Source organism: Marinobacterium sp. xm-m-383, assembly GCF_013283255.1.
Classification (GTDB): Bacteria; Pseudomonadota; Gammaproteobacteria; order Pseudomonadales; family Balneatricaceae; genus Marinobacterium_E.
On the sequence record NZ_WBYT01000004.1, the window covers coordinates 260,831 to 275,755 of the forward strand.

Annotated in this window: 19 protein-coding genes; 18 read left to right on the plus strand and 1 reads right to left on the minus strand. The window is 43.4% G+C overall.

The features are described 5' to 3' along the window. Window positions 1–12 precede the first annotated feature (12 nt). Complete coding sequence (locus tag XMM383_RS08740; protein ID WP_173480269.1) at window positions 13–285, plus strand: DUF1778 domain-containing protein; 273 nt, start codon at window positions 13–15, stop codon at window positions 283–285. After that, on the plus strand, window positions 275–766 hold the full coding sequence (locus XMM383_RS08745) for a GNAT family N-acetyltransferase (RefSeq protein WP_173480270.1): 492 nt from the start codon (window positions 275–277) through the stop codon (window positions 764–766). Before XMM383_RS08740 ends, XMM383_RS08745 begins: the two co-directional genes overlap by 11 nt. On the opposite strand, the gene XMM383_RS08750 is transcribed toward XMM383_RS08745, so the two are convergent. Then, on the minus strand, window positions 763–1,713 hold the full coding sequence (locus XMM383_RS08750) for a tyrosine-type recombinase/integrase (protein ID WP_173480271.1): 951 nt from the start codon (window positions 1,711–1,713) through the stop codon (window positions 763–765). The two genes, XMM383_RS08745 and XMM383_RS08750, sit on opposite strands and share 4 nt — an antisense overlap. A 142-nt stretch (window positions 1,714–1,855) precedes the next feature. Here XMM383_RS08750 and XMM383_RS08755 point away from each other — a divergent pair, with 142 nt between their 5' ends. The 16 genes from XMM383_RS08755 to XMM383_RS08830 all read left to right on the plus strand — a co-directional run bounded on the left by XMM383_RS08755 (window position 1,856) and on the right by XMM383_RS08830 (window position 14,909). Continuing rightward, complete coding sequence (locus XMM383_RS08755) at window positions 1,856–2,284, plus strand: helix-turn-helix domain-containing protein (RefSeq protein ID WP_173480272.1); 429 nt, start codon at window positions 1,856–1,858, stop codon at window positions 2,282–2,284. Next, entirely contained in the window at window positions 2,281–3,012 is a 732-nt protein-coding gene (locus XMM383_RS08760; RefSeq protein WP_173480273.1) for a nucleotidyl transferase AbiEii/AbiGii toxin family protein, read from the plus strand. Before XMM383_RS08755 ends, XMM383_RS08760 begins: the two co-directional genes overlap by 4 nt. A 172-nt stretch (window positions 3,013–3,184) precedes the next feature. Further along, window positions 3,185–3,517 (plus strand): MarR family EPS-associated transcriptional regulator, encoded by a 333-nt coding sequence (locus XMM383_RS08765; protein ID WP_173495002.1) that lies wholly within the window; start codon window positions 3,185–3,187, stop codon window positions 3,515–3,517. Window positions 3,518–3,662: 145 nt separating this feature from the next. Next, window positions 3,663–3,929 carry a type II toxin-antitoxin system Phd/YefM family antitoxin gene (locus XMM383_RS08770; RefSeq protein ID WP_173495003.1) on the plus strand — a complete coding sequence of 89 codons (267 nt, stop codon included), beginning with the start codon at window positions 3,663–3,665 and terminating at the stop codon, window positions 3,927–3,929. Beyond that, window positions 3,926–4,249 carry a type II toxin-antitoxin system RelE/ParE family toxin gene (locus XMM383_RS08775; RefSeq protein ID WP_173495004.1) on the plus strand — a complete coding sequence of 108 codons (324 nt, stop codon included), beginning with the start codon at window positions 3,926–3,928 and terminating at the stop codon, window positions 4,247–4,249. Before XMM383_RS08770 ends, XMM383_RS08775 begins: the two co-directional genes overlap by 4 nt. Window positions 4,250–4,442: 193 nt before the next feature. Then, the gene (gene metK, locus XMM383_RS08780) at window positions 4,443–5,618 is read left to right on the plus strand and encodes a methionine adenosyltransferase (protein WP_173495005.1); all 1,176 of its coding nucleotides are present in this window, start codon (window positions 4,443–4,445) and stop codon (window positions 5,616–5,618) included. Window positions 5,619–5,675: 57 nt separating this feature from the next. Continuing rightward, window positions 5,676–6,962 (plus strand): Vi polysaccharide biosynthesis UDP-N-acetylglucosamine C-6 dehydrogenase TviB, encoded by a 1,287-nt coding sequence (gene tviB, locus XMM383_RS08785; protein WP_173495006.1) that lies wholly within the window; start codon window positions 5,676–5,678, stop codon window positions 6,960–6,962. A gap of 44 nt (window positions 6,963–7,006) precedes the next feature. Next, a complete protein-coding gene (locus XMM383_RS08790; protein ID WP_173495007.1) occupies window positions 7,007–8,035 on the plus strand; it encodes an NAD-dependent epimerase/dehydratase family protein in 1,029 nt (342 codons plus the stop codon). Next, window positions 8,032–9,105 carry a dTDP-glucose 4,6-dehydratase gene (rfbB, locus tag XMM383_RS08795; RefSeq protein WP_173495008.1) on the plus strand — a complete coding sequence of 358 codons (1,074 nt, stop codon included), beginning with the start codon at window positions 8,032–8,034 and terminating at the stop codon, window positions 9,103–9,105. The genes XMM383_RS08790 and rfbB overlap by 4 nt, the downstream gene beginning before the upstream one ends. A 9-nt stretch (window positions 9,106–9,114) precedes the next feature. Then, window positions 9,115–9,990 carry a glucose-1-phosphate thymidylyltransferase RfbA gene (rfbA, locus tag XMM383_RS08800; RefSeq protein ID WP_173495009.1) on the plus strand — a complete coding sequence of 292 codons (876 nt, stop codon included), beginning with the start codon at window positions 9,115–9,117 and terminating at the stop codon, window positions 9,988–9,990. A gap of 16 nt (window positions 9,991–10,006) precedes the next feature. After that, a complete protein-coding gene (locus XMM383_RS08805; protein WP_173495010.1) occupies window positions 10,007–11,077 on the plus strand; it encodes a DegT/DnrJ/EryC1/StrS aminotransferase family protein in 1,071 nt (356 codons plus the stop codon). 11 nt (window positions 11,078–11,088) lie between these two features. Continuing rightward, the gene (locus XMM383_RS08810) at window positions 11,089–11,778 is read left to right on the plus strand and encodes a WbqC family protein (RefSeq protein ID WP_217363629.1); all 690 of its coding nucleotides are present in this window, start codon (window positions 11,089–11,091) and stop codon (window positions 11,776–11,778) included. Between the two features lie 29 nt (window positions 11,779–11,807). After that, a complete protein-coding gene (locus tag XMM383_RS08815; protein ID WP_173495012.1) occupies window positions 11,808–12,770 on the plus strand; it encodes a glycosylase in 963 nt (320 codons plus the stop codon). 25 nt (window positions 12,771–12,795) lie between these two features. After that, the gene (locus XMM383_RS08820; protein ID WP_217363630.1) at window positions 12,796–13,743 is read left to right on the plus strand and encodes a hypothetical protein; all 948 of its coding nucleotides are present in this window, start codon (window positions 12,796–12,798) and stop codon (window positions 13,741–13,743) included. Then, on the plus strand, window positions 13,736–14,173 hold the full coding sequence (locus XMM383_RS08825) for a GNAT family N-acetyltransferase (protein WP_173495014.1): 438 nt from the start codon (window positions 13,736–13,738) through the stop codon (window positions 14,171–14,173). The genes XMM383_RS08820 and XMM383_RS08825 overlap by 8 nt, the downstream gene beginning before the upstream one ends. Beyond that, window positions 14,166–14,909 carry a bifunctional 2-polyprenyl-6-hydroxyphenol methylase/3-demethylubiquinol 3-O-methyltransferase UbiG gene (locus XMM383_RS08830; RefSeq protein WP_173495015.1) on the plus strand — a complete coding sequence of 248 codons (744 nt, stop codon included), beginning with the start codon at window positions 14,166–14,168 and terminating at the stop codon, window positions 14,907–14,909. The genes XMM383_RS08825 and XMM383_RS08830 overlap by 8 nt, the downstream gene beginning before the upstream one ends. Window positions 14,910–14,925: the final 16 nt, after the last annotated feature.

A 14,925-nucleotide genomic window follows, 5' to 3' on the forward strand; every position in this document is an offset into this window, starting at 1 on the left:
AGAGGTCTTGTTATGCGTGCTGCCGCTATAAATCTTCGTGCACTGCCTGAGCAGCGCGACTTGATTGATCATGCTGCCAATATGTTGGGTAAAAACCGGTCTGACTTTATGCTTGAAGCTGCTTGTGAGCGTGCACAGTCCGTTCTTCTGGACCAGGTTCATTTCTCCTTGGATGCGGAAAAATTTAAACAGTTTACAGATCTTCTGGATACACCTCCTAAACCCAATGCGGGCCTGAAGCGTTTGTTGGCTTTAGATCCCGTGTGGAACACAAGTGAAGCTTGATCTGCTTGCTCCCCAGCCGTTGGCATCCCATCACACCTATGCAGATTTTTGCTGTGTTGAGCGTATCCTTGATGACTGGTTAAAACGAAAAGCGTTGGTTAATCAGGCAAGTGGGGCCAGCCGTACATTTGTTGCTACTGACAGTGATCAGCGTGTATGGGGTTATTATGCGATGGCCGCTGGCGCCGTATCACATCAACTAGCAACTGGTAACATAAGAAGAAATATGCCAGATCCAGTGCCAGTGTTGGTGCTAGGAAGGCTTGCCGTTGATCGTCGCGCTCAAGGTATCAAACTTGGCGGTTCGCTTCTTCAAGATGCATTTAATAGAGCTATTAATGTTGCTGAGAATACAGGTGTCCGTGCTTTGCTTGTGCATGCGTTGAGCGAATCTGCTAAACGCTTTTACGAGTATTATGGTTTTAAAGAGTCACCAGCCGATCCATTGGTGCTGATGCTGAGGCTAAATCAGGCTTCTTAATTTTTCGAGCGGGTCACTTCCCAAACCGGCGTACACTCCTCAATTTGAAGTTCGGCTGGGTTTACGTTATCGACCCAACTCTGCAGATACCTTAATGTCGTTGTCTCTTTTCGCCATCCGCCACGCAGCATAATCTTCTCTAACGGCACGCCTGCATTCAACATATCCAGAGCAGCGCCTACTCGAAACGAGTGGCCGCTTAAGTGTGGCAGATCTCTACGCCTAGCCCTATATTGCAGATCGACCAGAATAATATTAATGGATGCCGGGTTGAGTTTGTCACCCAAGGTTTTGTTGTCTTTGCGGATGGATCGCAGAATACGCCCCTCTGTAGCACCGATTCGACGCTTCCATTTATTTATCTTGGTTGCTAGTAGATCGCTTATAGGGATGAGTTTGCCATCGCCCAACTGATCGGTTTTAGAGCGTTTAAGGTTTAACGCAAAGTGACCGTTTGGAAGTGTCTTTAAGTCCTCGAAACAGAATGAACAGATCTCTGAGGAGCGGCGCATGGTCTCATAACCGATTCTAAGCAGAAGTTCATTGCGCCGACCGGCTAGAGAGGAGTCACATTTTTTTAAAAGTTGCTCTAAAAGATCGAGTGTCAGCGGGTGCGCCTGTTTCTGCTGCCTACCGATTTTTCGATGCATCTTTTTCAGAGCAATTTTAACTTCTGGTGTTTTGGTAGGACTACCAAAGCCAGAGAAAAAGCAGATGGATCCCAACGTGTCTATACGGCGTCGAATCGTTGCACTCTTCTGACGTTCGGACATATCGGCGATGTAGGCTGCTAGATCTGAAGCTTTAGGGGGTAGAGGATCTAAACCATTGGATATTGCCCAGTTAGCAAAGTGCTTAAAGTCACTGCGATACGCTTTGAGGGTGTTTTCAGCAAAGGCACCATCGAGTTGTGCCATCAAATCATCTAAAAATTGTTTTACGTCCATCACTTACCTCCCTGTATCGTGATGTTTTAAGTGTAGACGCAAAGTGTGGATACTGTTTTAAAAAGTTCATAGATAAAAATGTATCAAAAATTTATCAAAAACACTATATTGTAAAAAATATGAAACAAAAATGGTGTTTTAAGTGGACGCTGAAAATATTGGGATAGCAATAAAGCAAGAACGAAAACGCTTGAACGTAACCGCTGAAGCATTGTCAGGTGCTTCGGGTATTTCAAGAGTTACATTGCATCGAATTGAGAAAGGTGAGGGAGCATCAAGCTTGAATAGCTATCTCGCTGTAGTCGATGCGTTAAATCTTGAGCTAACGTTAGCCGAGAAAGTAAAAGAGGGGTCTCGCCAGCTCAATCCAGATGACTTTATCCCTGTCATCATTCGACTTAAAGACTATCCAGAACTTAAAAAGCTCTCTTGGCATATAACGGGTAGAGACTACCTAAAACCTTTCGAAGCACATGCCATTTACGAAAGGAACTCCCGTCACTTTGATGAAAATGAAATGGCAGAATCAGAAAAGTTATTGATGGCAAATTTAAATAGAGCGTTTTCATGAAGACTTGCGATTACAATTTTAAAAGACCCCACCATCAACTTATTGCTAAGGTGCTTGAGGCGATTAATACAGATCTCTTTGATATGAGTGAGTGCTTTTTTGGTGGAGGAACGGCAATCGCCCTTGCTTATGGGGAATACCGAGAATCTATTGATATAGATTTTGTGGTCTCTAGCAAGGAAGGTTATCGCGCATTGCGAGAGGTAGCGAAAGGACACCAAGTGGGATTGGGTCTGTTTAAAGAGCACCAAGAAGGGTTAGCTATAGATCGAATGCGTATGGATCAGTATGGAATACGTATGGTGGTGAGTATTAACGAAAGTGCATTGATAAAATTTGAAATAGTGAATGAGGGTAGAGTAGAGATTCAAAAGCCTGGTGTAGTCTCGAGGATATGTGGAGTATCCATATTGAGTAGGCTTGATATGGCGACTACAAAATTACTTGCTAATTCAGATCGTTGGGCGGATCGCGCGGTTTATTCTAGGGATATTATTGATTTATCGATGTTGGGACTATCAAAGAAAGAGCTTGGTCAGGCCATCTCCAAAGCTGAAACAGCCTATGGATCCTCAATTATGCAAGATTTGAAAAAGTCACTTACCTACCTAACTGAAACACCGAAACGACTCGATCAATGTATGGAGGCAATGAGTATCGATCTCCCTAGAGCTGTGCTATGGCAAAAATTGAAAAAGTTAGAGCGAGATTCCGCTAATTGTTTGTAACATCTTATAGGTAATTCGGTTCCTGAGTGCCTTATTAAAGTCTGCATATTAGATCGATATAACTAACAATGCTTTGTAAAGGTATTGCAACATTGTTAGTCTATGTTCATAGATTGAACGAACGTTTTAAATGTAACCGCACTGTGGCAAGCAGGGGCGGTAGCGTGCCTAAATGACCCAAAACAGCGATACCCTTGAATACGATTACCGGGTTCTTCAGTTAATAGAAGAGCGCCCAGATATTTCACAGCGCGAACTGGCTTCGCAGCTGGGGGTGAGTGTGGGTAAAACCAACTACGTATTGTCTGCACTCATAGTGCGTGGCCTGGTTAAAGCGGAAAACTTCAAGCGTTCAAATAACAAATCCGGTTACTTGTACCTTCTGACTCCCAAAGGCATTTCAGATAAAGGGGTTATTACTGCGCGATTCTTAAAACGGAAGGTGGAAGAGTACGAGCGTTTAAAGGCTGAAATAGCGGACATTCAATCAAGAATCGAAGAGTGAGTGTTGAGAACTAAAAATCAAAATTGGGTACGAGGTGTTGCTTTAGAGTGGTTTTTCCCTGGGCAAAACCATGAGATGCACATTCGACAAAACATCGCTTTCGCATCTATAATGACGCATATTAAGTGTTTATATGGTGTCTATTATGGATATAACTAAAGATATTCGACCGCTAACTGAATTTAAGCGAGATACGGCTAACTTTGTAAGTCATTTAAAAGATAGCGGTCGACCTTCCATCTTAACCGTGAATGGAAAGCCTGCCCTTGTGGTTATGGATGCAGATGCTTGGCAAGAAGCACAGGATCAACTTGAATACGCGCAAAGTGTGGCAGGAATTCGTAAAGGCCTATCTCAAGCCCTAGATGGTGACGGACTTGAGGCGAGTGACTTTTTTACGACGTTAAAATGAAGCATTACGCTGTCGTTATTACGCCATTTGCTGGGGAAAACATTCTTGAGGCTTTCAGGTGGTATCAGCTTGAAAATCCTGTTTATGCCGCGAAATGGAAAAGTGGGCTTGAGGAAAAAATTCTAAGCCTGGAGATATTTCCTGAATCGCATCCTTTGGCGCCTGAAAACTCCGAGTTCGAAGAAGAAATCCGACAATTACTGTATGGAAAAGCTAGCCCTTGGAGAGTTCTTTTTACTGTTCTAAATTCCAAGGTTTACGTTCTCCATGTGCGACATGGTCAAAGAGATTATTGGCGACCTGGTGCTAGACAGTTTTAACCGATTGGTTGAAAAGTCTTTAGGCTAAGACCTTAATGAGTGCGCGATACGGGGCCCTTATCGCAATCTAAAGTAGGTTTAAATAGATTGGTTTAGTGTTAGTACAACCCTAAGGTTACACTAAGGGTGTTGGGGCTAGTAAAAAGTTAATGTTTTATAAATTAATGTTTAATATCAATAGGTTGCCTATAATATGAGTGAGTATTCGATCTTCACTTCTGAATCAGTTTCAGAAGGTCATCCAGATAAGATTGCGGATCAAATATCAGACGCTATTCTTGATGCAATAATTGCAGAAGATAAATATGCACGTGTTGCGTGTGAAACGATGGTTAAGACGGGTGTTGCTATTGTCTCTGGTGAGATTACCACCTCCTCTTGGATCGATCTTGAAGATCTAGTGCGCGGTGTCATCAACGATATCGGCTACACCTCATCTGACGTGGGTTACGATGGCAACACCTGTGGTGTGATCAACATCATCGGTAAACAGTCTGTCGATATCGCGCAGGGTGTTGACCGTTCACGTCCGGAAGATCAGGGTGCAGGCGACCAGGGTTTGATGTTTGGTTATGCATCAAACGAGACTGACGTTCTTATGCCAGCACCAATCACATTCGCACACCGCCTTGTTGAGCGCCAAGCTGAAGCGCGTAAATCAGGTCTTTTAGGCTGGTTGCGTCCAGATGCTAAGTCTCAGGTTACTTGCCGTTACGAAAACGGAAAGCCTGTAGCGATTGATGCAGTTGTTCTTTCAACTCAGCACAACCCTGAGATCTCTCAGAAAGATCTTCAGGAAGCGGTTCAAGAGCTGATCATCAAACAGGTACTTCCAGCAGATCTTCTGCACGCTGGCACTAAATACCACATCAACCCAACCGGTAAATTTGTTATCGGTGGCCCTGTAGGCGACTGTGGTCTAACGGGTCGAAAGATCATCGTAGATACCTACGGTGGTATGGCACGTCACGGTGGCGGTGCATTCTCAGGCAAGGATCCTTCAAAAGTAGACCGTTCGGCTGCATACGCGGGTCGTTATGTAGCTAAGAATATTGTTGCTGCAGGCCTTGCAGATCGTTGTGAGATTCAGGTCTCTTACGCAATCGGTGTTGCAGAGCCTACGTCGGTATCTATCAATACCTTCGGTACTGGCAAGATCTCTGATGAGAAGATCATTCAGCTCGTTCGTGAGCACTTCGATCTTCGCCCTTATGCGATCACCAACATGCTAGATCTACTGCACCCAATGTACCGCCAGACAGCGGCATACGGTCACTTCGGTCGCAACCCATTTGAGATGACGGTCGGTAACGATACCTTTACTGCCTTCCCATGGGAATGCGTAAAAAAAGCTGAATCATTAATCTGAAATATCATGTGTTGCTAACGAGCAATGCCAAGGTAATTCACTAAAGAAGTTAATAGAATGAATTTAGACTGTGAATTTATAGATAAGAAAATTGCCATTATTGGCTTAGGTTATGTGGGTCTGCCATTAGCAGTAGAGTTTAGTAAAAAATTCAGCGTTTTGGGGTTTGATATTAACAAAGCAAGGGTTAGTGAGCTTCAAGCAGGAACTGATACAACATTAGAAGTCAGTGAAACGGAGCTGGCAGCTGCTAAACAATTGCAATATTCCTGTTCGGTTGAAGAGTTAAAAAGTTGTAACGTTTATATCGTAACTGTACCTACGCCTATTGATAAATATAAACAACCTGATCTGACACCTTTGTTAAAAGCCAGTGAAATGCTGGGCGGTGTTATCAATAAGGGTGATGTCATTGTGTATGAATCTACGGTTTATCCTGGCGCTACCGAAGAAGACTGTATTCCAGTGGTTGAGCGGGTGTCTGGCTTAACCTTTAATAAGGATTTCTTTGCCGGTTATAGCCCGGAACGTATTAATCCTGGTGATAAAGAGCATCGGGTAACGAATATTCGTAAGGTAACAAGTGGTTCAACGGAAGAAATTGCCGATTTTGTTGACAGCTTGTATACCTCTATTATTACTGCCGGCACCCACAAAGCGTCAAGTATCCGTGTCGCGGAAGCCGCAAAAGTGATCGAAAATACCCAGCGTGATGTCAATATTGCCTTGATCAACGAATTATCAGTCATTTTTAACAAGTTGGGCATTGATACGTTGGAAGTGTTAGAGGCTGCCGGAACTAAATGGAACTTCCTACCATTTCGTCCGGGGCTGGTCGGTGGCCATTGTATTGGTGTTGATCCTTATTATTTAACCCATAAAGCGCAAGCGGTAGGTTATCACCCAGAAATGATCCTGGCCGGTCGCCGTTTAAACGATGGTATGGGGGGGTATGTTGTCTCTCAGCTGGTTAAACGCATGGTCAAAGAGCGTATTCAGGTTGAAGGCGCGAAGGTGTTGGTCATGGGTTTGACCTTTAAAGAAAATTGCCCGGATCTGCGCAACACCAGGGTGGTTGATATAATCACCGAGTTGAAAGACTACAATATTGAGGCTGATATTATTGACCCATGGTGCTCCACAAAAGAAGCAGAGCATGAATACAACCTGCAATTAACTTCGGATTATAAGCAAAACTATTACGATGCCATCATCCTGGCGGTTGGTCACGATGAGTTTAAGCAAATGGGCGCTGAAGAAATTCGTAAACTTGGTAAGGTTACCCATGTTCTGTATGACTTAAAATACGTACTCGCTAAAAACGATGTAGATATGCGTTTGTAATCTTCTGGTATCAGTATTTGCCGTTAATAGCTTGGGTATTAAAAATGACGCGTTACGAAGAAATTAAGCAACAACTGCAGAACAATCCGAAAGTTTGGTTGATTACCGGCGTGGCTGGTTTTATTGGTTCTAATCTGTTGGAAACCCTATTGAAGCTAAATCAAACAGTAGTTGGGCTGGATAACTTTGCCACCGGCCATCAGCGTAACCTTGATGAAGTTCAGGGATTAGTTACACTGCAGCAATGGCAGAAGTTTCAGTTTATTGAAGGTGATATTAGGGAATACTGTACCTGCGAACAAGCGGTTAAAGGTGTCGACTATGTGTTACACCAAGCAGCTCTTGGTTCCGTGCCACGCTCAATTGCTGACCCCATAACTTCTAACACAACCAACATTACAGGCTTCCTGAATATGTTGCAGGCAGCAAAAGAAGATGGGGTTGCAAGTTTCACCTATGCAGCCAGTAGTTCAACTTACGGTGATCATCCGGCATTACCCAAGATTGAAGAGAATATCGGGAATCCACTTTCGCCCTACGCTGTTACTAAATACGTCAATGAGCTGTATGCCGGTGTCTATGCCCGAACCTTCGGTTTTAAAACAATTGGCCTGCGTTACTTCAATGTATTTGGTAAACGACAGGATCCAAATGGCGCTTACGCAGCAGTGATTCCTAAATGGACAGCCTCGATGATTCAGGGCGAAGATGTGTTTATCAACGGTGATGGGGAAAGCAGCCGGGATTTTTGTTACATAGAAAACACTGTGCAAATGAATATTCTGGCTGCCACTGCACCAGACGATGCTAAAGACCAGGTGTACAACGTAGCAGTCGGCGATAGAACCACGCTGAACGATTTATATCGTTCCATCAAAGCGGCACTGGCAAGCAATGGTATAGAAGTATCTAAGGCGCCAGTTTACCGCGATTTCAGGGCCGGTGATGTACGCCATTCACAAGCGGATATAAGTAAAGCAAAAACTAGGCTGGGCTACATGCCACAATACCACATCCTACAGGGAGTCGAACTTGCGATGCCCTGGTATCAAAGATTCTTGGGGCGACTATGAGAATTTTAGTAACAGGTGGTGCAGGTTTCATAGGTTCCGCTGTACTGCGACATTTGATCAATGATACTGAGCACCAGGTGTTGAATTTAGATAAACTAACCTACGCAGGTAATCTTGAATCATTAGCTGCTGTATCAGCATCTAGTCGCTATGAATTCATTCAAGCAGATATCTGCGACAGGCAGACACTTGATTCTGTCTTTGTTGAATTCCAGCCCGATATCATCATGCACCTCGCAGCTGAGAGTCATGTGGACCGTTCAATAGAAGGGCCTTCAGAGTTTATTGAGACAAATATTGTTGGCACTTATCAGTTGCTGGAGGCGGCTCGCACTTATTGGTCACAGCTTGAGTCTTATAAAAAAACGAATTTCCGCTTTCATCATATTTCTACTGATGAGGTTTATGGCGATTTGGAAGGTGCTGGTGATCTGTTCACCGAAGCAACTCCTTATGCGCCAAGCTCACCATACTCTGCGTCTAAGGCGGGCTCAGATCACTTGGTGCGTGCCTGGTATCGCACTTTCGGTTTGCCGGTTGTTCTTACTAACTGCTCAAATAACTATGGCCCGTACCACTTTCCTGAGAAGCTAATACCCCACATGATCTTGAATGCACTGGCCGGTAAGCCCCTGCCGGTTTACGGCAAAGGTAATCAGGTCCGTGATTGGTTGTTCGTTGAGGATCATGCACGTGCCCTTGTGTTGGTAGCAACAACTGCGAATGTAGGAGAAACATACAATATCGGTGGTCATAATGAAAAACAAAACATTGAGGTAGTACGTACAATATGTGGCCTACTAGAAGAACTGCATCCTGAAAAACCGTCTGGAATCATCAACTATAAAGACCTCATCACGTTTGTTGAAGACCGTCCTGGACATGATCTGCGTTACGCGATTGATGCTAGTAAGATTGAGAGAGAACTAGGTTGGAAGCCGCTAGAAACATTTGAGACAGGACTTCGTAAAACAGTAATTTGGTATCTTGAAAATCGTGATTGGTGGTTGCATGTTCTGGATGGCGACTACCGTCTGGATCGAATTGGTGAAGGTAAAGGTTTGGTATAAGGATTAATGATGAAAGGTATTATTTTGGCTGGTGGGTCTGGTACTCGACTATATCCAATCACAAAAGGCGTCTCTAAACAGTTGCTTCCCATATATGATAAACCGATGATCTACTATCCATTGTCGGTACTTATGCTCTCCAAAATTCGCGAAATATTAATAATTTCAACACCAGAAGACCTTCCTCACTACAGGCGTTTATTGGGTGATGGCTCCCAATTTGGTATTTCCCTTGAATACGCTATTCAAGAAAGTCCCGAGGGCTTGGCACAGGCGTTTATCATTGGGGAAGAGTTTATCTCAAATGACTCTGTTTGCTTAGTATTGGGCGATAATGTCTTTTTTGGTGCAGATTTCTCTCCAAAACTGATTGGAGCAGTTCACAGGGTGGAGCAAGGAGTCGCTACGGTTTTTGGCTATCAGGTTAAGGATCCCGAGCGTTTTGGAGTGGTTGAGTTCGACTCTAATAATAATGCAATCAGCATTGAAGAAAAACCGCTAGCTCCCAAGTCTAATCATGCAGTTACAGGCCTCTATTTTTACGATAACAACGTTATTGAAATCGCTAAGACTGTAAAGCCAAGTCACCGTGGGGAACTAGAGATCACTTGCGTAAATAATGCCTACCTTGAGCAGGGTAATCTATTTGTTGAAACTCTAGGGCGCGGTTTTGCATGGCTGGATACAGGAACGCATGAGAGCTTGCTTGAGGCATCGCAGTTTGTTGAAACAGTCGAAAAGCGACAGGGTTATAAAATCGCCTGTTTGGAAGAAATTGCTTTTCATAACGGCTGGCTGTCAAGGACCGATATACTGGCCAGTGTCGAAATAATGGGTAAAGGGCAGTACGCCGCTTACCTCAAAGGACTGTTGGCAGAAATATGAGGTTAAAAGCTTAATTATGATCCCTGTTATCAAGCCATATCTTCCAAGTCGCAAAAAAGTCGATGCATACATCGACTCGATTTATGAGACTAACTGGCTTACAAATAATGGCCCGCTCGTACAAAAACTCACTCAGCGCTTAGCCGATTATTTGTGTCTAGATTCGCGGTGTTTGGTGTTGGTCGCGAATGGTTCGCTTGCCTTGCATCTGGCATATAAAGCACTTGAAATAAGAGGTGAGGTTATCACCACGCCATTTACTTTTATCGCCACGGCCAGCACCCTAAAATGGGAAGGGCTAGAGCCAGTGTTTTCAGATATCGATAAAGAAACCTGGAATATCGACCCAAATTTGGTCGAAGATAAAATTACGCCAAATACTTCAGCAATAGTCCCTGTACATGTTTTTGGTAACCCGTGCGATGTGGCCGCGATTCAAACCATTGCCAATAAACATAAGTTAAAAGTCGTATACGACGCATCCCATTGTTTTGGCACAACACTTAACTGCGAATCAGTTTTAAAGCATGGTGATGCAAGTACCATTAGTTTTCATGCAACGAAGTTGTTTCACACTGTTGAGGGTGGGGCGGTCATAACAAAAACGCCTGAGCTGGCAGAAAAAATCCGTAAAATGATTAATTTTGGCATTCTTCAAGATGGCTCCATTGGCATCCAAGGAACGAACGCAAAAATGAGCGAGTTTCATGCTGCGGTAGGCTTGGCCGTGCTTGATGAAATTGAGAATATTCAAAGCGAACGAAAAGATATATGGGAAGGCTACAGGGAAAAACTCGGCCAAAGATACCAGCTTCAAAGGCGCCACCCTCTTTCAAATAATAATTACGCTTATTTCCCGCTGGTAATGGAGAGCGAAGATGCGGTTATAAATATGATCGGGGAGTTGGCAGCAAGAGGCATTCAATCAAGGCGCTATTTTAATCCTTCGTTGGACACTGTAGAACTCTACGAATTGAACAATGATTGCTCAATCTCTAGAAATATCTCAAGCCGTATTCTATGTATCCCTAGTTGGCAATATCTAGAGAGTGATATCAGAGAGGTTCTTTGTGGGGTATTAGTATGAAGGTAGGGATCATGCAGCCTTATTTTTATCCTTATATAGGGTATTTCCAATTAATGAACGTTGTTGATGTTTTCGTGCTATACGATGACATTCAGTATGTTAAACAGAGCTGGATAAATCGAAATAGAATACTTATCAACGGCGAATCGTCTTACATTTCTATACCATTAAAAAAAGCTTCAGATTATCTGCATGTAAAAGATCGTAGGTTGGCAGCTACATGGGATAAAGATAGCTTAAAGTTGGCACGAAAGCTGGCTGCAGCGTATTCGAAGGCTCCTTACTTCAAGGAGATTTATGAGCCGCTGGAAAAAGCTATAGCGAATGGTGAAACAAACCTATTTAACTTTCTTTTTGAAAATTTGTTGGGAGTTAAAGAGCTTTTAAGTATTGATACGAAGCTGGTGGTAAGTTCTGAAATAGGAGACTTCACAGCCTTGCAGTCTCAAGATAAAGTTATTGCAATCTGCGAAGCATTAGGGGCATCGCAATATATAAACCCAATAGGTGGTATTGATCTTTATAACAAAAATGACTTTTCGCGAAGAGGGATGGAACTTACATTTATCAGATCTATTCCAGAAGAATACACTCAGTTTAGAAAACCATTTCAACCTTTTTTGTCGATTATTGATGTGTTGATGTTTAATTCCATTGAACAGGTCAAAGAACTAATAAACACCAGTTATGAGTTTGAATAGCTGCCAAGTGAGTTAGGGAGTATTTATTAATGTTTAATTGGAAAAAGTTGGGCAAGATCTTTGATCCCACTAAAGTAGGTGATAGGCCTTGGTTGAAGGAATTTGCCCAGGCGCCGGCAACACTCGTTTTTGATGATTTCGTTCGAGTTTATTTTTCCTGTAGACCTCCTGCGGATAGCCAAGGTCAATATGTGAGTTACTCGGCGTTCGTGGATTTGGATAGAAAGGACCTATCAATAGTCCTTCGAGTAAGTGAACAGCCGATCTTGGAGTTAGGGGGGGTTGGGGAGTTTGATCAGTTTGGCACTTATCCCGTTTCGGTTATCAGGTTAGAAGATCGGGTTCGTGCTTATTATGCAGGATGGATTCGTTGTTCTAGTGTTCCATTTAACACTGCAATTGGTATGGCTGAGAGCTTGGATTCAGGTGTGACGTTTACAAAGCAAGGTAAAGGTCCGATTATTTCGTATAGCCCTGACGAACCATTTGTTATGAGTGGCCCAAAGGTGAGATGTTTTGACGGGCAGTATGTTCTATTTTACATAGCAGGACGCAAATGGGTCGTTGATAACGAGAGGCCTGAGCCGGTATACAAGATAAGAATGGCAACTTCCAGAGATGGTGTGCATTGGCATAAGAATAATAAGGATCTAATCGAGAGTCGGCTTGAAGACGATGAAGCTCAAGCTAGCCCCGATGTGTTCTTTGCCAACGGAAGGTATCACATGTTTTTTTGTTATCGTCGAAGCAAAGGGTACCGCAGTCACGAGAACGGATACCGAATTGGTTATGCTGTTTCTGAGGATATGGTTACTTGGTCAAGAATGGATGAAAGAGCGGGTATTGATGTTAGCCCGGATGGATGGGATTCAGAAATGATTAGTTATCCCCATGTTTTTGAGTTAGATGGAAGCGTCTACATGATGTACTTGGGAGATCAGGTTGGCAGATTTGGTTTTGGCCTAGCGAAGCTCGAAGGGAGGCTTTGCTGATATGTGGTCAATTACATGTAAACCAATGGGTAAGATCTTTGATCCGCGCGATCATAAGTTGCCGCTTGGTTGTGAAGAGTTCGCGCAGTCACCCCAAACACTGATTTTTAGTGATAGGGTGCGCGTATATTTCTCGACAAGAGTGAGAGAAGAGAGCGGCATGTATTTGAGTCATGTTGCTTACGTCGATCTGAGTAAAGACCTGAAATCAGTAATGTCAGTATCACAAGGCTCTGTTATACCTCTTGGTGACCTGGGTTGCTTTGACGAGCACGGTATCTTCCCTATAAATGTAATAAGGCATCACGACGAAATATACGCTTACACATGTGGGTGGAGCAGAAGGGTCGCGGTTTCAGTAGAGACTGGGGTAGGTTTCGCTATAAGTACAGATGAAGGTCGTACTTTCAAAAAGTTAGGTGCTGGACCAATCTTAAGCTCTAGTCAAAATGAGCCTTATTTAGTCGGCGATGCATTCGTAAAGGTGTTCGATGGTCTATTCCATATGTGGTACATGTTTGGAGTAGGGTGGAAAAACTTTGAAGGGCAGGGCCAGCCAGATCGCATATACAAAATAGGGCACGCGACTTCCAAAAATGGAGTTGATTGGTGCAAAGATGAGGGCAAGCAAATTGTTCCTGATAAACTGGGTGAAGATGAAAGCATGGCGTTACCCACGGTAATCGAGTATGACGGCCTCTATCACATGTTTTTTTGCTACCGTGAGTCTTCTGACTTTAGGACAGCCTCTGGTCGTGGTTATAGGATTGGTTACGCATATTCAACTGACTTGAGTAATTGGAACAGGGATGACGGGAAATTACGGCTTTCAGAGTCGTTAAGTGACTGGGATGGTGAAATGCAGTGCTACCCCCACGTTTTTGAGCTTGATGGTAAGGTTTTTCTTTTGTACAACGGCAACCAGTTTGGACGATACGGATTCGGCGCGGTAGAGCTCGTTTTTAATGATTAGTTTCGATCATAATCGAGCGAAGATCGAGGAGATAGTTTTACATTTAGAGGCTTGTGATGACTCATATGAACCACCACTAAGTGAAAGAGTTGATCTAAAGGGCTATGCGGCCAAAATTTTTTTCAATGCTGATCGGTTTGAAGCTTGGTCAGATGGAACCTTAGTGGGCCTGGTTGCTTGCTATATGAACAATCAGGAATGTGGTTTTATTACCGATGTGAGTGTCCAGAGTAGTTGCCGGGGCCTGGGCATAGCCGACAAATTACTAAAAAATTGCTTTGAACTAGCGCGAGGCAAATGCCTTTGTAAAATAATATTGGAAGTAAATGAAAATAACCATAAAGCGAGATCGTTATATTTAAAACTGGGTTTCGTAAGCATTGCAAGGAAAAAAAAGGTGCTTCAAATGACAAAGAGTGTGAATGAATAATATGAGAGATTATAACTTAGAACTAAAAGACACGGCTGATCACAAATACGCTTATAGCTTTGACTTTGATATCATGCACTATTACATGATGCGAGCTTTTGAACCTTTTTTAAAAAATGGCAAATTTTTGGAGCTAGGAAGTTTTAAGGGCGACTTTACGTCTCGAATCGTAAAGGTGTTCGATGACGTAACATGTGTCGAGGCTTCTAATGAAGCGATCGCTGCGGCCAAGCGGAGACAAGAGCTAAGCAGTGTGAAATACGAAAACGCGCGTTTTGAAGATGTTAGCCTTCCCACTACCTACGACAACATAATAATGACGCATGTGCTTGAACATATCGATGACCCGATAAAAGTTTTGGCAAGGATCAACAGCGAATGGCTTTCGGATAACGGCCGCTTCTTCCTTGTCTGCCCTAATGCGAATGCGCCTTCTCGTCAAATAGCAGTGAAGATGGGGCTGATTACTCATAATTCAGCTGTAACACCAGCAGAACATGAGCATGGTCATCGCATTACCTATACCCTAGATACGCTAGAACGTGATGCTCGATCTGCAGGTCTCAAAGTTATCAAGCGAGAAGGTATCTTCTTCAAGGCATTAGCTAATTTCCAATGGGATCGCTTATTGCAGACCGATATTATATCGAAAGAGTATCTTGAGGGTTGTTACCAGCTAGGGCAACAGTATCCAGACCTCTGTTCAAGCATAATGCTGGTTTGTGAGAAAGGTTAAGCCAATAAAGCTGGCG

What these genes read in the sequence shown, in the direction of transcription:
- XMM383_RS08770 (WP_173495003.1), top strand. Translation starts at nt 3,663, where the DNA reads ATGGATATAACTAAAGATATTCGACCGCTAACTGAATTTAAGCGAGAT.
- XMM383_RS08805 (WP_173495010.1), top strand. Translation starts at nt 10,007, where the DNA reads ATGATCCCTGTTATCAAGCCATATCTTCCAAGTCGCAAAAAAGTCGAT.
- XMM383_RS08760 (WP_173480273.1), top strand. Translation starts at nt 2,281, where the DNA reads ATGAAGACTTGCGATTACAATTTTAAAAGACCCCACCATCAACTTATT.
- tviB (WP_173495006.1), top strand. Translation starts at nt 5,676, where the DNA reads ATGAATTTAGACTGTGAATTTATAGATAAGAAAATTGCCATTATTGGC.
- XMM383_RS08830 (WP_173495015.1), top strand. Translation starts at nt 14,166, where the DNA reads ATGAATAATATGAGAGATTATAACTTAGAACTAAAAGACACGGCTGAT.
- XMM383_RS08775 (WP_173495004.1), top strand. Translation starts at nt 3,926, where the DNA reads ATGAAGCATTACGCTGTCGTTATTACGCCATTTGCTGGGGAAAACATT.
- XMM383_RS08790 (WP_173495007.1), top strand. Translation starts at nt 7,007, where the DNA reads ATGACGCGTTACGAAGAAATTAAGCAACAACTGCAGAACAATCCGAAA.
- metK (WP_173495005.1), top strand. Translation starts at nt 4,443, where the DNA reads ATGAGTGAGTATTCGATCTTCACTTCTGAATCAGTTTCAGAAGGTCAT.
- XMM383_RS08820 (WP_217363630.1), top strand. Translation starts at nt 12,796, where the DNA reads ATGGGTAAGATCTTTGATCCGCGCGATCATAAGTTGCCGCTTGGTTGT.
- rfbB (WP_173495008.1), top strand. Translation starts at nt 8,032, where the DNA reads ATGAGAATTTTAGTAACAGGTGGTGCAGGTTTCATAGGTTCCGCTGTA.
- XMM383_RS08825 (WP_173495014.1), top strand. Translation starts at nt 13,736, where the DNA reads ATGATTAGTTTCGATCATAATCGAGCGAAGATCGAGGAGATAGTTTTA.
- XMM383_RS08815 (WP_173495012.1), top strand. Translation starts at nt 11,808, where the DNA reads ATGTTTAATTGGAAAAAGTTGGGCAAGATCTTTGATCCCACTAAAGTA.
- XMM383_RS08765 (WP_173495002.1), top strand. Translation starts at nt 3,185, where the DNA reads ATGACCCAAAACAGCGATACCCTTGAATACGATTACCGGGTTCTTCAG.
- XMM383_RS08750 (WP_173480271.1), bottom strand. Translation starts at nt 1,713, where the DNA reads ATGGACGTAAAACAATTTTTAGATGATTTGATGGCACAACTCGATGGT.
- rfbA (WP_173495009.1), top strand. Translation starts at nt 9,115, where the DNA reads ATGAAAGGTATTATTTTGGCTGGTGGGTCTGGTACTCGACTATATCCA.
- XMM383_RS08810 (WP_217363629.1), top strand. Translation starts at nt 11,089, where the DNA reads ATGCAGCCTTATTTTTATCCTTATATAGGGTATTTCCAATTAATGAAC.
- XMM383_RS08740 (WP_173480269.1), top strand. Translation starts at nt 13, where the DNA reads ATGCGTGCTGCCGCTATAAATCTTCGTGCACTGCCTGAGCAGCGCGAC.